Origin of the sequence: Mesorhizobium sp. CA8 (genome assembly GCF_020164955.1) — a bacterium.
Lineage (GTDB): Bacteria > Pseudomonadota > Alphaproteobacteria > Rhizobiales > Rhizobiaceae > Mesorhizobium.
Genome location: NZ_JAIUHG010000016.1, coordinates 125,192 through 140,282, shown reverse-complemented (window position 1 = coordinate 140,282; position 15,091 = coordinate 125,192). Strand labels below are relative to the sequence as shown.

Below are 15,091 nucleotides of genomic sequence, written 5' to 3'. Positions count from 1 at the left end.
GAGGAGTTGCTCAACCGCCCGGCCGCGACGTTCTGGATCTGGCGCTCCGCGCCCACCGAGCCGACCGAGAATGCGCCCGCCGGCGTTCCGCCGGCGAAGGTGTAGTTGACGCCGCCGATCGTCGTGCCGCCGACCACGGTCGTGGTGCCGGAAACCGAGTTCAGGCCGATTGCCACATCGCCGGCATTGTTGGCCACGGCATTGGGGCCGATCGCGACCGAATCCGTCCCCAGAGCCTGGGAATCGGGCAGCGTCGAATTGGCGTGGAAATACTTGATGCCGGCACCGGTATTGATGTTGGTGATCGTATTTCCGATGTTGGCGATATCGGTCGTGTTCTTCGTCACCTGCTGATTGGTCGCGAAGAGCTGAGAGCCATTGATGGCGTCGGTCGAGGCGTTGCTGAGCCGGCCCGCAGCGAGATTGGTGAGGGTCCGCTCCGCGCCGGGAGCGCCGATGCTGACGGTCGATGTCGGAGCCGTTCCGGCGAAGCTGTAGGCCGTCCCGCCGATCGTCGTGCCGCTGGTGCCGACCGCTGCGGCGGTTACCGAGCCGGAGCCTAGGGCGACGTCGCCGGAGCTTGCCGCCGCAGTCGCGCCGTTGCCCAGCGCGACATTGCCGGCGAGACCGGCGGCACCCGCGGTGGAACCGTTGCCAAGCGCCACGGAGCCTTGCCCGATCGCCTTGTTGTTGTTGCCGATCGCCACCGCGCCGGCGGCCTGGTTGGCGGCGGTGGCGCTTGCCGTGCCGTCGCTGTTGGCGATGTTGTTGGCGCCGCCGGTGAAGGCGCCGGTGCCGCTCGCATAGCTTGGATCGCCGATGGCGACCGCACCGTCACCAAAGGCTTCGTTGCCGTAACCGATGGCGACCGCCTTGCCGCCGTCGGCCACCGCGCCCGTGCCGATCGCGACGGAATCGGCGGTGATCGCGCTGGCGGCGGTGCCCATGGCGACCGCGTTTACGTCCTGTGCCACTGCGCCCGATCCAACTGCCGTCGAGCCTGCCGCTGTCGAGACGGCCGACGTGCCGATAGCGATGGAATCGTCACCGCCGGCATTGGACGAACGGCCACCCGCGAACGCACGGGCACCGGTGGCTTTGGAGGCGGAACCAATCGAAGCGGAGTCCGCTCCCGTCGCGTTGGCTCCGATGCCGAGTGCGGTACTGCCGATCCCTCCAGCGCTGGCGCTGACGCCGGCAGCGAGAGAATTGTCTCCTGCCGCGCTCGATCCAGACCCGAATGAGGAGGCATTTGCGCCGCTGGCAACGGCGGTGTTGCCCACGGCCGTGCTGGCGGAGCCGCTCGCAATTGAAGTAGTGCCCATCGCGACGGCGAAAGCGCCGGAAGAGAGCGAATTGGTGCCGATCGCGATGCTGTTGGGCAGCGCCGTGTTGGCCTGAACGCCGGCCTGCGCTCCCAAGCCGAGTGCGATGGACTGGTTGCCCCAGGCGCTGGCCGTGTTACCCATCGCCGTGGCGCTCGTTCCCGTTGCCTTGGTCAGTATGCCTATGGCAACGGTATTTTGCTGAGACGCAGTCACATCCGTGCCAAGGGCGATGGCCCCCTGCGCAGTAGCACCCGCTCCCGCAAGAGTGCGCCCGCCGATATTGATGGAGTTGATCTGTGTAGCGACCGCTTGGAAGCCGATGGCGACGGCATTCTGGTTGCTTGCGATGGCGCTGTTACCTTGGGCAATCGAATCCACGCCGGATGCTGTTGCCCCGAACCCGAGCGCGGTGGCGCGCAGCCCGGTCGCGCGGGTAACAGTGCCGATCGCCGTGGAGTTCACTCCGTCGGCACGCGCATTATTGCCAAAGGCGGCCGCGCTTGTGGTTGCAACCGAATTGACGCCAACAGCGCTTGCTCCGTCCCCGTTGGCCTTGGCGTTCCCGCCCACGGCGAGGGCATTGACGCCGGTTGCGCCTGCGAAGACACCTATGCCTATGGAATTGAGGCCATTGACACCCATCGCGTAGCCGATGGCAATCGTGCCGTCGCCCGTTGCACTGTTGGAACTGCCCAACGCCACGCTGTTATTGCCATTCGTCGCGGCGCCGTTACCGATGGCGACGGCGTTGCCGCCGGTCGCCGAACCGCCGCCCGCGGCATATTGCGCCAGCGCCGGCGTGGCGAGGCCGAGCGCGACGATTGCCGCCAGGCCGCCGAGCATGCTGGCCGGGCTCATGCCGCAGGCCAGAGCCGAACGCACGTTGCCGCCGCTGCCCAGTGTTCCCAGACCCATATTCTTGCGACCGAGGCCAAGCACCCGATGCGCCATGCGCAATACCGCCATCAGGCGGCGACGGACCGAGCGGCTGTCGCCGGCGCCGGAAATCCAATTGCCTGCGAAGCGAGCCGACCCGCGCCGAGTGATACGTTCTTGCCTGAAGTTCATTGCGAGAATGCCTCCTTTGGTGGGTCGCGCTCGATCACGGCAGGTTCCGCCGACCCTGCCGCCAAAGCGTGTCTGCTCGAAAATGGAATGATGACATCGGCGCCGCGCGCGAGCAGCGCATGGCCCTGTTTCTCACCGATCGCCTCGACGCGATCGAGCGTGTTTTCAAGCCAGGCGTCACCATCCTCGGGGACAGTCTGGAGCGCCGCCGCAACCCGCTCCGGCGGGATCAGCCGCTGGAGATAGGATCGCACCACCGCCAGATGCACGGCAGGCGCGTCATGCGCGTGAACGACGGCCGTGAGGCCGTAGAGATAATGGGCCAGCAGCATGTCCTGCTTGGCCAGGGGCACGCCATCTCCATAGCGCTTCTCAAGCGTCCTCGATGCCGACTCCAGCCAGTAACCGATCTCCTCGGAAAGGCTCCGGCGAATCGCCGTGTCGTCGCTCATGTCCCCTCGGCCTGCTTAGAATCCGAATACCGGATTTGCTGCAGAAAGACAGGTTTTCAGAGCCTCGTATTCCAACAAATTGCTGTTTATCTGAAAATATACCGCACATCTTCCAGAGGTTAACGCAAAATTACTTTAGTGATACCTTTTATAAGCCGATCCATACACAACCATGCCGGGAAATCAGCCCTGCCTGACGGCCCGCGATCGAACCGGCCTCTCTCGCACCTGCATCGGCGTCACGTCGCGGTATTTCTTCATCGTGGTGGTGAGATGGCTCTGGCTTGAGAAGCCGCTCAGATAGGCGATATCCGTGATCGACATGCGCCTTTCGGCCAGCAGCTTCTCGGCAAAGTCCAGGCGAAGGGCAAGAACATATTGATGCGGCGTCACGCCAAACGTCTTGGAGAAAGCACGGGCGAAATGGTAGGGGGATAGCCCGCACACAGCCGCCATCTCGGCGAGTGAAAGCTTGCGCGAAAAGTTCTCGCGCAAGAATTGCGCCACGAGGCGCGCGTGGCCGATCGACAGCCCGCCTTTCCCGTTCAGCAGTGGCCGCCTTTCAGCAGGAATTTCCGAATACCAGGCCGGCAGATCGTCATCGCGCCGCAACTCGGACTCCTGATGCCCAGCCCTCCGCAGCTTTGGCCCAACCTTAGCGGGCGCTTTTCGTTCCCTGGCCACAATAATTCGTGATCGCACGTGCTGTCGGCGCCATCCAGTTTGCCCCCCGGCAACAGCGTCAAAGGCCATGATTTGGCCCCTTCGGTATTTCAGGAAATTGCGGTCCCGCCGAGAAAAGTTCCCTTGCGAAAAGTTTTAGCTGCCGCTGACGCGGCTCGCCCGTCGGCGAGTAAGATTTAATCGTCGGGAGGTAACGAGGACAGCTTTCAGGGGCGCACATTTCCGTGGCGGATTCGCGCGACGGCAGGCGGGGCTCGCCCGACATCAAAGGTTGCGGGACGGTGATTCGCGTCGTGCTCCGCGCGGTGCCGCCTCTTTGCTTCAGCGGCCGCGCGCCAGGCTTCCCAAAATCCCGCGCACGATGGCGCGGCCGACGGACGAGCCGACCGAGCGCACCACCGACTTGATGGCGGCTTCGGCAACGGTCTGGCGGTTTGAGGACCGCCGGTTGCCTGTCCCCAGGACGTCGTCGAAGCCCGGAATGGTCCAGCGCGAACCGCCGCTGTTTTGCTGCTGTGCCTGGGCCTCGGCGTCCTGCGCCTCCTTGGCCTTTTTCTGCAGCATTTCGAAGGCCGATTCGCGATCGACGACCTGGTCGTACTGGCCGGTGACCGGGCTCTCGGCGATGATCTTGCGGCGCTCATCGGGCGTGATCGGGCCGAGCCGCGATGACGGCGGCCGGATCAGCGTACGCTGGACCATGGCCGGCACGCCCTTGTCCTCCAGCATCGAGACCAGCGCCTCGCCGGTGGCAAGCTGAGTGATGGCGGTGGCGCAGTCGAAATCGGGATTGGGCCGGAAGGTTTCGGCCGCCGTGCGCACCGCCTGCTGCTCGCGCGGCGTATAGGCGCGCAGCGCATGCTGGACGCGGTTGCCGAGTTGGGCCAGCACCTTTTCCGGGATGTCGAGCGGGTTCTGGGTGACGAAATAGACGCCGACACCCTTCGAGCGGATCAGCCGCACCACCTGCTCGACGCGGTCGATCAGCACCTTCGGCGCGTCCTCGAACAAAAGATGCGCCTCGTCGAAGAAGAACACCAGCTTCGGCCGGTCGAGATCGCCGACCTCGGGCAGCTCCTCGAACAGCTCCGACATCAGCCAGAGCAGGAAGGTGGCGTAGAGCCGTGGATTCATCATCAATTTGTCGGCGGCCAGGACGCTGATCGCGCCGCGCCCGTCACGGGTGGTGCGCATGATGTCGGCGATGCGCAGCGCCGGCTCTCCGAAGAAGTTCGCGGCACCCTGGCTCTCCAGCACGAGCAGCGTGCGCTGGATGGCGCCGACCGACGGCTTGGTGACATTGCCGTAGCGTGCGCTGAGTTCGTCGGCGCGCTCGGCGATGTTGGCGAGCAGCGCCTGCAGGTCCTTGAGATCGAGCAGCAGCAGGCCTTCCTCGTCGGCGATGCGGAAGGCGATGTTCATGACGCCCTCCTGCGCTTCCGTGAGGTTCATCAGCCGCGACAAAAGCAGCGGCCCCATCTCGGAAATGGTGGCGCGGATCGGATGGCCCTGCTCGCCGAACAGGTCCCAGAAGATGACCGGGAATTCCTGGAACTGGTAGGGATCGAGCTTTACCTGCTCGGCGCGCTTGACCAGGAAATCCTTGGCCTCGCCCATCATGGCTATACCGGAAAGGTCGCCCTTGATGTCGGCGCAGAAGACAGGCACGCCGGCATTCGAAAAGCCCTCGGCCAGGATCTGCAGGCTGACGGTCTTGCCGGTGCCCGTGGCCCCGGTGACAAGGCCGTGGCGGTTGCCGTATCGCAGCAGCAGCTCTTCGGCGCGCTGATAGGAATCGTCGGGCTTGCGGCTGGCGCCGATGAAGATGCTGGTCTCGTCAGCCATATCCGGTCTCCGCAATCTGTTTCGCTCAAGGGCCTCACTCCGACGTATAGTAACGCCAGTCGCATGCGGCAATGCCCGGTATTGATTTGGGGTGCATCGAATTTGGCCTTTGGCGCTTGCGGATTTTGCGCATGTTTGGCAATCGATTGCCTGGCCGCGAGAACCGGCCGGATGACGCATTGTGATATCCGGTTCCTGACCTTAGATTGGTTGGACCGGCTGATGCGGCCAAGAAGCGAGGAGAGCGATGGGCGCCGGCGCCTTGACCAGGGATGTCGACCTTCCGAACCCGGACGCCAAGCGTTGGCTGGCGCTGGCGGAAAAGGCCCTTGCCGGCGGTTCCTTCGAGGAAAAGCTCGTTTCCCATACCGACGACGGCATCCGCATCGAGCCGCTGAGCCAGCGCTCGACGACCGCCGAGCCGTTGCCGCGCACAAATCCGACCGCGCGCTGGATCGTCAGCCAGCGCGTCGACGACCCGGATGTCGCCCGGGCCAGCGCGCAAGCGCTGGAAGACATCGCCCAAGGCGCGACGGGCCTTTCGCTTGTCTTCGAGGGCGCGCCGAATGCCTTCGGCTACGGCCTGCCGCGCACCGCGGAAGCCTTGGAAAGAGTGCTCGACGGCGTGCCGCTCAACCGCGTGCAAGTGCGCATCGACGCGCATCCGTGGAGCCGCGCCGTGGCCGACTGGCTGCTCGCCTTCCTGAGCAAACGCCGTTCCGATCCGGCCAAGCTCAACCTTTCCTTCGGCATCGATCCGGCGGCGATCTTCGCTGGGACCGGGCGGCTGCGCACCTCGATCGAGGCGCTGCAGGAATCGATGCCGCAGTCGCTGGCGCATTTCTTCTCGATGGGCGTGCCGGGCGTGCTGCTCGAGGCCGACGGCCGCGTCTTCCACAATGCCGGCGCCACCGAGGCGCAGGAGCTTGGCACGATGATGGCATCGGTCGTGTCCTATCTCAGAATGTTCGAGAAGGCGCGCCAGCCGCTGGTCTATGCGGCGCCCTATATCGGCTTCGCGCTCAGCGTGGACCAGGACCAGTTCCTGTCGATGGCCAAGGTGCGGGCGTTGCGCAAGCTCTGGGCGCGCGTCCAGGAAGCTTGCTCGATCCCGGCCTCGACCGCCAGCATCCATGCCGAGACCTCCTATCGCATGATGACGATGGCCGACCCGGAGACCAACATCTTGCGCACGGCGATCGCGGCCTTCGCGGCGGCAACCGGCGGCGCCGATTCGATCTCGATCCTGCCGCATACCATCACGCATGGGCTGCCGGCCGGCTTTGCCCGCCGCGTCGCCCGCAACGCGCAGCTCATCATGGCCGAGGAGAGCCATATCGGCTATGTCGCCGATCCGGCCAGCGGTTCGGGCGCGGTGGAGTCACTGACGAACGATCTCTGCGCTGCGGCCTGGGAAGAATTCCAGCGCATCCAGGCCGAGGGCGGCGTGCTCGCCAGCCTGCAGCAGGGCTATATCCAGAATCGCGTCCAGACGGCCGCCGCCAAGCGCAATGGCGCTTACCGGTCGGGCGAACGCGGCATTGTCGGCACGACGCTTTACCGTGTCGGCACAGAGCGCCCAGTCGAGACACTGCCGCAGGAGCGGCGCCCGGCCCTGACGGAGGGTGTCGCGACCTGCGAGCCGCTGTTTCCGGTGCGCATCGACCAGTCGATCGGAGCCGGATCATGATCCCGGACTTCAGCCAGATCGGCTGGTCGGCGCCGCGGCGTGCGCCGGTCGAGATCAAGGGCCAGCGGATGACGCCGGAAGGCATCGCCGTAAAACATCTTTACGACCAAAGCGACCTCAAGGGTCTCGCCAATCTCGACACCTATCCGGGCCTGCCACCCTTCCTGCGTGGCCCCTACCCGACCATGTATGTCCAGCAGCCCTGGACGATCCGGCAATATGCCGGATTCTCGACGGCAGAGGAATCCAACGCCTTTTACCGGCGCAACCTCGCGGCCGGCCAGAAAGGCCTATCGGTCGCCTTCGATCTCGCCACGCATCGCGGCTATGACAGTGACCATCCGCGCGTCGCCGGCGATGTCGGCATGGCGGGCGTGGCGATCGATTCCATCCTCGACATGCGCCAGCTTTTCGACGGCATTCCGCTCAACGAGATGACGGTGTCGATGACGATGAACGGCGCCGTGCTGCCGATCATGGCGCTGTACATCGTCGCGGCCGAGGAGCAGGGCGTCGCTCAGAAGGATCTCGCCGGAACCATCCAGAACGACATTCTGAAAGAGTTCATGGTCCGCAACACCTACATCTATCCGCCGAAACCATCGATGCGGATCGTGTCGGACATCTTCGCCTACACCTCCAAGCATATGCCGAAGTTCAACTCGATCTCGATCTCCGGCTATCACATGCAGGAGGCCGGCGCGACGGCCGACCTCGAGCTTGCCTATACGATCGCCGACGGCATCGAATATGCGCGCGCCGGCGTCGCCGCCGGTCTTGACATCGACCGCTTCGCGCCACGGCTTTCCTTCTTCTGGGCGATCGGCATGAACTTCTTCATGGAGGTCGCCAAGCTCAGAGCCGCGCGGCTGCTGTGGTCGAACCTGATGAAGAAGAATTTTGCGCCGAAGGACGAGCGCTCTCTGTCACTGCGCACCCATTGCCAGACCTCGGGCTGGTCGCTGACGGCGCAGGATCCCTACAACAACATCACCCGCACGATGATCGAGGCGATGGCGGCGACGCAGGGGCACACCCAGTCGCTGCACACCAATTCCTTCGACGAAGCAATGGCGCTGCCAACCGACCATTCGGCGCGAATCGCTCGCAACACGCAGCTCATCCTGCAGAAGGAATCCGGCACCACGCGCATGATCGATCCATGGGGCGGCTCCGCCTATGTCGAGCGGCTGACGCATGATCTGGCGGCGCGCGCGCTTGCTCATATCGAGGAGGTCGAAAACCTCGGCGGCATGGCGGCGGCGATCGAAAAGGGCATTCCGAAACTGCGCATCGAGGAAGCGGCCGCGCGCACGCAGGCACGCATCGATTCCGGCGAACAGGTGCTGGTCGGCGTCAACGCGCACCGGCCGCAGACGGATATCGAAGTCGATGTGCTGAAGATTGACAATGCCGAGGTGAAGGCCAGGCAATTGGCGAAGCTGCAGCGGCTCAAAGGTACCCGCAACGTGGCAGCCCTTGAGGATGCGCTTGCCGCCCTTTCCCGCGCGGCCGAAGGCGACGAGAACCTGCTCGAATTCGCAATCCACGCCGCGCGCGCCAACGCCACGGTCGGTGAGATTTCGCTCGCGCTGGAAAAAGTATTCGGCCGCCACACGGCCGCGGTGCAGACGATCTCCGGCGTCTATCGCGAGGCGCTCGGCGACAACCCGGCGCTCGACCCGCTGCAGAAGAAGATCCAGGCGTTCGAGAAGAAATCCGGCGGCAAGCCGCGCATCCTGGTCGCCAAGATGGGCCAGGACGGCCACGACCGCGGCCAGAAGGTGATCGCCAGCGCTTTTGCCGATCTGGGCTTCGACGTGACCGTCGGGCCGATGTTCCAGACGCCGGATGAGATCGCCAAGCTCGCGGTGCAGCACAATGTCGACATCATCGGCGCCTCCTCCTTGGCCGCCGGGCACCTGACGCTGATCCCCGAGCTCAAGGAAGCGCTGAAGAAGCTCGGCCATGGCGACATGCTGATCGTCGCCGGCGGCGTCATCCCGCCGCAGGACTACGACGCGGTGCTGGCGGCAGGCGCGGCGGAAATCTTCCCGCCGGGAACCGTCATCCCGGAAGCGGCGAACCGGCTGATGGATCGGTTGCTGGCTTGACAATTGAGCGTTAACCGTTATAATCACTGTTACAACAGTGTTATAGACAAGTACGTAACCGAGAGTGGAGGAGACTGAAGGAGTTTTCGCCAATGAACATTGTAGTACGCAAGATCGGCAATTCCGAAGGTGTAATTTTGCCTCGGGAAATGCTCGATCGGCTAAATGTTCGCGCCGGGGATACGCTTATTGCTGCCGAGAACGCAGGTGAGCTTCGACTTCGTCGACTTGAGAGCGACCCGGAAGCATTTGAAAGTAAAATGAACATAGCTCGCGAGCGCATGAAAAAATATGAGGTCGCCTACCGCGCTCTCGCGAAATGATCGAGCATCATTCGCGGGAGTTCGTTGAGGCAATGCACGCCGAGCAGTTGCGCCTTCACGGCGGCGCGTCAGGTATGCGAGATGAAGGCATGCTAGAATCGGCCCTTGGGCGGCCGCAGCAGAAAGAGGCCTATGGCGAGCCGGATCTTTGCGGGCTTGCGGCGGCCTACCTCTTCGGTATCGCGAAGAACCACCCATTTGTCGATGGCAACAAGCGGACGGCCTTTGCTGCCGCCGACTTGTTTCTTTATTTCAACGGATTAAGCGTCGAGGCTGAGCAGGAAGAGATCATCCAATTGGTGATGATGGTCGCCGCAGGTCAGATCGATGAGGCTGGGGCGGCCGCCTTCTTCCGCGACCATGTCGTGAAGCTCGAAGATTAGTTCTCCGCCTTGTCCGAGAGCTTGACGATTTCCCATTCCTTGCCGTTGACGGTGACGACCTCGCCAACCTTCTTGCCGAAAAGGGCCACGGCCATCGGCGAGACATGGGAAATGCTCCCCTTCGACGGATCGGCCTCGTCCTCGCCGACGATGCGCCAATGCACCTTCTTGCCGTTGTCGCCTTCCAGGGTGACGCCCATGCCGAAGCGCACCACGTCGCTGCCCGGCTCCGGCACGGAAAGCTCCGCGCTTTCGCGCCGCGCGGTCCAGTAGCGCAAGTCGCGCGACACGACCGCGAGGCGTTCGCGGTCGCCGCGCCTTTCAGCCTTGGCCATCAGGTCGCGCAGCTCGGCGAGATTGTCCTCGATCATCGCCAGGCCGCGCTCCGTCACCAGGTTGCGGTGCGCGCTGACCGGCCGTTCGCCGACGCCGGCAATGGCGTTTTCGCTGTCTTCTTCGCGCGTGAAAGCTCTGCTCATCTGGTGAACTTAGGCTTGGCGAGGCAACTGCACAAGCGGTTTGGCGGCGGGCCGGCATTGGCACGATTCCTGCGACAGACAGGGCGAAACGCCAGGACCTGTGCCGATGTTGAACAGACGAACGCTGCTTGCCCGGACCGCGGGCCTCGCCGTCGCCGGTGTCTTCGCCGGCAAGGCATCGGCGAAGTCGCTGCCGGGCATCGAGATGGCGGGGATGCGCGGCTCGATCAACGCCACCGAGATCGGCGTGCAGCCGGGCGCGGTCGACGACCAGAGCAAGGCTTTCGCCAGGATGCTGACCGAAGCCAGCGACCGCAACCAGCCGGTGTTCCTGCCGCCCGGCACCTATCTCGTCTCGAACCTTAAGCTGCCTGCCCAGGTGCGCCTGTCGGGCGTGCCCGGCGCGACGCGCATCGTCTATGGCGGCAACGGCCACCTTATGATGGCCGAGCAGGCGGAGTATATCGAACTCAGCGGGCTGGTGCTCGACGGCGCCAACCGCTGGCTGGCCGACTATACGCAAGGCCTGCTCGACCTGCGCCGCGTCGCCCATCTCGTCATCGACAATTGCCAGGTGACCGGCAGCGGCAAGAACGGGCTGGCGCTCGAGCATGCCGTCGGCCGTGTCGGCCGCTCGAATATTTCGGGTGCCGCGGATGCCGGCATCTATTCAGTCGAGGCCGGCGGGCTGGAAATTTCCGGCAATAGCGTTTCGGACTGCGCCAATGGCGGCATCCTGGTGCATCGCTGGCAGGCTGCGGAGGACGGCACCATCGTCAGCGGCAACCGCGTCCAGCGGATCGGCGCGTACAGCGGCGGCACCGGCCAGAACGGCAACGGCATCAACGCCTTCCGCGCCGGCAATGTCGTCATCTCCGGCAATATCGTCTCCGACTGCGCCTTTACTGCGATCCGTGCCAACAGTTCGAGCAATCTGCAGATCACCGGCAACACCTGCTCGCGCTCGGGAGAGACGGGGATCTATTCGGAATTCTCCTTCGAAGGCGCTATCCTCAGCAACAATCTGGTCGACGGTGCCGCCAACGGCATCTCGATCGTCAATTTCAACGAAGGCGGCCGCATTGCGGTCTGCTCGAACAACATCGTGCGCAACCTCTCTACCACCGGCCCCTACACTGCCGATCCGCCCGGCTTCGGAGTCGGCATCAGCGCCGAGGCCGACACGACGGTTTCCGGCAATGTCGTCGAGAACGCGCCGCTTTACGGCATGCAGCTCGGCTGGGGTCCCTATCTGCGCAATGTCGTGGCGACAGGCAATATCATCCGCAAGGCGGGCACCGGCATCGTCGTTTCGGTCGTCGAAGGCTCCGGCAGCGCCGTCATCTCGGACAACGTCATCGACGGCGCGAGGAATGGCGCCATCATCGGCCAGCGCTGGGCCGATCCGGTGACCGGGGACCTCACCCAGTCGACCGATTCCGGCTACGCGCATCTCACCGTGGAGCGCAACAAGGTCAGCTAGACCGAGGCCACGATGATGTGCGCCTGGATCTTGGCGGCAATTTCGCCACGACCGTGTCTGTCGGCGATCATGGATTCGGCGTAGTCGGTCGCGGATGCCAATCGTCCGGCCTCCCTGGCCTCGATCTCGTTGCGAAGCAGGGTGCCCTGGCAATAGGCGACGGCGGGAACGCGCGGCGAGGATGCGCGGCTCTGCTCGGCTCTGGTATCGATCGTCACATCGGAAAATCCTGCGGCTTCAAGGTCGCGGCGGATCAGGTCCTTGTCGTGGTAGCCGTGCGGCGTGCGCGCCAGGAAACGCGGCGGATCGTGTGGAAAGATCGTTGCCAGAGCGTTCGTCACGTCGTCGGCGAATACATTCTCCTCGATGCGATCCCAGACGCTGAACAGGAAATGTCCGCCGGGCTTCAGGACCCGCTTCGCCTCGCGATAGGCAGCGGCGCGGTCGGGAAAGAACATCGCGCCGAACTGACAGCAGACGAGGTCGAAGGCCGCATCCTCAAAGGGCAGCTTCAGGGCATCCGCCTGGCGCCATGTAATGCGGCTGTCGGGCCCCTCGCGCGAAGCCGCATAATCGAGCATCGGTTGGTTGAGGTCGGTTACGATGTAGCTGGCACCAGGAGAGAGTTTTGGCGCCAAGGCGCGGGTGACGGCCCCGGTACCCGCGGCGGTCTCCAAAACGGCCAAGGGTGAGAAGGACACCGCCCGCCGTGCGGTCTCCGCGGCATAGGCCTCGAAAATCAGCGGCACCATATGGCGATCGTAATTTTCCGGGATCGACCCGGCAAACACCTTGTCTGCTTCCAGCATGGCGAGCATCCAGCGCCCGTTTGATGATGGAGGAAACTAGCACATAATTTTCTGTCTTGGGTTCACGCGCGCGGCAGATGCGCGTCGGTAAGCCGATGCGCTAATTGAGCGCCGCCGTCGGCCGCAGCAAGCCGACCTTGGCGCCGACGCGGCTTTCGACCGGAGGATGGGCAAGCTCGGTGAGCTTTGCCGCAACCGCTTCTTCACCGTTCAGCAGCTTCGCCAGCACGGCGGCGATCATCACCTCCGCCGCCCTGCCGGCGCCATCATCGCATTTCAAGGCGACGCCGAGGCCAAGTTCTGGCAATGCCGCGCAATAAACGCCTTCGGCGCCGGTTTTGACGAAGATGCGACCGGGTGCCGCCTGCATCAGAGCGACGTCGGCCTTGCCCGTGCCGGCGACCAGGAACGGCTCCGCCATGCAAGCGGCGAGCAGCCGCTTCGCCGCCTTGGCGCGCTCCGGCGCAAAGCCCCTGCCCGTCGCCATGCGGGCAAAGCCCAGCGCAAAACTCTTCAACGGCACGGCATAGGTCGGGATCGAGCAGCCGTCGATGCCGCAATGATCGACGTCATGCGCCGCGCCCGTCACGGCTTGCATGGCGTCGCGCACCATCTCCTGCAGCGCGTGGCCGGCTTTGACATAGCCAGCGTGCGCAATGCCGGCATGCACGCAGGTGCAGAGGAAGCCGGAATGCTTGCCGGAGCAGTTGTTGTGCAAGGCGTTCGGCACGTTGCCGGCGCGGGCGAGCGCGATGGTGGCGTCGTGGCTCGAGGGCCAATGCACGCCGCATTCCAGCGCTTTTCTGTCGAGGCCCGCCTTGGCGAGCATCGCCGTTGCCAGTTCGACATGGGCGGGCTCACCCGAATGCGAGGCGCAGGCCAGCGCCAGTTCGCGGTCGCCGAAGCCATAGGCGTCGGCAGCACCCGATTCGACCAGCGGCAATGCCTGGATCGCCTTCACCGCAGAGCGCGGAAACACCGGACGGTCCGTGTCGCCTATCTCCCAGACGGGCTTGCCGTCGGCATCGAAGACCGAAACCGCGCCGCGGTGCCTGCTTTCGACCACCTCGCCGCGCGTGACTTCGACCAGAACCGGATTTGTCATGTCGCCTCCCGCACGCGCGCCCGCGGCGCGCCGCTTCAATGCGGGCCGCTTCTATCTGATCCGGTCGAGGATGGAAACGTAGTTGGCCACCGCCGCGCCACCCATGTTGAAGATGCCGCCGAGCTTCGCGCCCGGCACCTGGATGCCGCCGGCTTCGCCGGTCAGCTGCATGGCGGTCAGCACATGCATCGACACACCAGTGGCGCCGATCGGGTGACCCTTGGCCTTCAGGCCGCCGGAGGGATTGACCGGCAGGCGGCCGTCCTTGGCCGTCGTGCCATCCAGCGCCAGCCTGGCGCCCTCGCCTGGCTTGGCCAAGCCCATCGCCTCATATTCGATCAATTCGGCGATGGTGAAGCAGTCATGCGTCTCGACGAAGGAGAGGTCGTCGAGCGTGACGCCGGCCTTCTTCAACGCCTGCTCCCAGGCGCGCTCGCAGCCCTCGAAGGAGAGAATGTCGCGCTTCGACATCGGCAGGAAGTCCTGCACATGCTCGTTGGCGCGGAAGGTGACGGCGCGGCGCATCTTGAGCGCCGTTGCGGTGTCGGTGAGCACAAGCGCGGCCGCGCCATCCGAGACCAGCGAGCAGTCGGTGCGCTTCAGTGGACCGGCGACAAACGGGTTCTTCTCGCTTTCCTGGCGGCAGAACTCATAGCCGAAATCCTTGCGCATCTGGGCGTAGGGATTGTCGACGCCGTTTTTGTGGTTCTTGGCCGCGATCATTGCCAGCGCATCCGACTGGTCACCATAGCGCTGGAAATAGGCCTGCGCGATCTTGCCGAAGACTCCGGCAAAGCCTGCCGGCGTGTCGCCCTCTTCCGGCAGGTAGGAGGCCTTGAGGAGGTTCTTGCCGATCTCGGGACCAGGCGTGGTCGTCATCTGCTCGGCGCCGACCACCAGCACGATGCGGGCCGCATTGGCGTCGATGGCGCGGATACCCTGACGGACGGCGGCCGAGCCGGTGGCGCAGGCGTTCTCGACGCGCGTCGCCGGCTTGAAGCGCAGCCGGTCATCGGCTTGCAGCACGAGGCTCGCGGTAAAATCCTGCGGCGAGAAGCCGGCGTTGAAATGGCCAAGCACGATCTCGTCGACATCGTCCGGGCCGATGCCGGCGTGGTCGAGCGCCTCGACGGAAACCTTGGTGATCAGGCCCTCCAGCGTCTCACCTTCGAGCTTGCCGAAGCGCGAATGCGCCCAGCCGACGATGCATGCAGTCATGGCAACCTCCATCTGGCCGCAGCCTAGCACGATCCTTCGCGGCACGTGATTCAATATTGTTCAACAATGAACCGTTTTCCAGCCCTCATCTCGTGGGCCAGCACGACACG

The 15,091-nt window shown here is 64.4% G+C and carries 13 protein-coding genes; 5 read left to right on the top strand and 8 right to left on the bottom strand.

Annotated elements, in window-relative coordinates:
* From LB553_RS18660 to LB553_RS18645, 4 genes are all read right to left on the bottom strand, one after another.
* The coding region (locus tag LB553_RS18660; RefSeq protein WP_412033356.1) for a YadA family autotransporter adhesin at window positions 1-2,171 on the bottom strand (2,171 nt) is incomplete at its 3' end.
* 221 nt (window positions 2,172-2,392) lie between these two features.
* Complete coding sequence (locus tag LB553_RS18655) at window positions 2,393-2,848, bottom strand: hypothetical protein (RefSeq protein WP_224515629.1); 456 nt, start codon at window positions 2,846-2,848, stop codon at window positions 2,393-2,395.
* Window positions 2,849-3,031: 183 nt separating this feature from the next.
* Window positions 3,032-3,601: an AraC family transcriptional regulator gene (locus LB553_RS18650; RefSeq protein ID WP_224515627.1), complete on the bottom strand. Its 570-nt coding sequence runs from the start codon at window positions 3,599-3,601 to the stop codon at window positions 3,032-3,034.
* Between the two features lie 252 nt (window positions 3,602-3,853).
* Window positions 3,854-5,377 (bottom strand): helicase HerA-like C-terminal domain-containing protein, encoded by a 1,524-nt coding sequence (locus LB553_RS18645; RefSeq protein ID WP_224515625.1) that lies wholly within the window; start codon window positions 5,375-5,377, stop codon window positions 3,854-3,856.
* 247 nt (window positions 5,378-5,624) lie between these two features.
* Between LB553_RS18645 and LB553_RS18640 the strand changes: the two genes are divergently transcribed.
* The 4 genes from LB553_RS18640 to LB553_RS18625 all read left to right on the top strand — a co-directional run bounded on the left by LB553_RS18640 (window position 5,625) and on the right by LB553_RS18625 (window position 9,887).
* A complete protein-coding gene (locus LB553_RS18640; protein WP_224515623.1) occupies window positions 5,625-7,067 on the top strand; it encodes a methylmalonyl-CoA mutase subunit beta in 1,443 nt (480 codons plus the stop codon).
* The gene (scpA, locus tag LB553_RS18635) at window positions 7,064-9,181 is read left to right on the top strand and encodes a methylmalonyl-CoA mutase (protein WP_224515620.1); all 2,118 of its coding nucleotides are present in this window, start codon (window positions 7,064-7,066) and stop codon (window positions 9,179-9,181) included. Before LB553_RS18640 ends, scpA begins: the two co-directional genes overlap by 4 nt.
* Window positions 9,182-9,273: 92 nt before the next feature.
* Window positions 9,274-9,504 carry an AbrB/MazE/SpoVT family DNA-binding domain-containing protein gene (locus LB553_RS18630; protein ID WP_224515618.1) on the top strand — a complete coding sequence of 77 codons (231 nt, stop codon included), beginning with the start codon at window positions 9,274-9,276 and terminating at the stop codon, window positions 9,502-9,504.
* On the top strand, window positions 9,501-9,887 hold the full coding sequence (locus tag LB553_RS18625) for a type II toxin-antitoxin system death-on-curing family toxin (protein WP_224515616.1): 387 nt from the start codon (window positions 9,501-9,503) through the stop codon (window positions 9,885-9,887). Before LB553_RS18630 ends, LB553_RS18625 begins: the two co-directional genes overlap by 4 nt.
* Here the strand turns inward: LB553_RS18625 and greA are convergent.
* Window positions 9,884-10,366: a transcription elongation factor GreA gene (gene greA / locus LB553_RS18620; RefSeq protein WP_224515612.1), complete on the bottom strand. Its 483-nt coding sequence runs from the start codon at window positions 10,364-10,366 to the stop codon at window positions 9,884-9,886. The genes LB553_RS18625 and greA overlap by 4 nt on opposite strands.
* A gap of 106 nt (window positions 10,367-10,472) precedes the next feature.
* Between greA and LB553_RS18615 the strand changes: the two genes are divergently transcribed.
* On the top strand, window positions 10,473-11,849 hold the full coding sequence (locus LB553_RS18615; protein ID WP_224515611.1) for a TIGR03808 family TAT-translocated repetitive protein: 1,377 nt from the start codon (window positions 10,473-10,475) through the stop codon (window positions 11,847-11,849).
* Here LB553_RS18615 and LB553_RS18610 read toward each other — a convergent pair.
* The 3 genes from LB553_RS18610 to LB553_RS18600 form a co-directional block, all read right to left on the bottom strand.
* A complete protein-coding gene (locus LB553_RS18610; RefSeq protein ID WP_224515609.1) occupies window positions 11,846-12,658 on the bottom strand; it encodes a class I SAM-dependent methyltransferase in 813 nt (270 codons plus the stop codon). The genes LB553_RS18615 and LB553_RS18610 overlap by 4 nt on opposite strands.
* A gap of 100 nt (window positions 12,659-12,758) precedes the next feature.
* Window positions 12,759-13,763: an asparaginase gene (locus LB553_RS18605; RefSeq protein WP_224515606.1), complete on the bottom strand. Its 1,005-nt coding sequence runs from the start codon at window positions 13,761-13,763 to the stop codon at window positions 12,759-12,761.
* A gap of 51 nt (window positions 13,764-13,814) precedes the next feature.
* Complete coding sequence (locus LB553_RS18600; RefSeq protein ID WP_224515604.1) at window positions 13,815-14,981, bottom strand: acetyl-CoA acetyltransferase; 1,167 nt, start codon at window positions 14,979-14,981, stop codon at window positions 13,815-13,817.
* Window positions 14,982-15,091 lie beyond the last annotated feature (110 nt).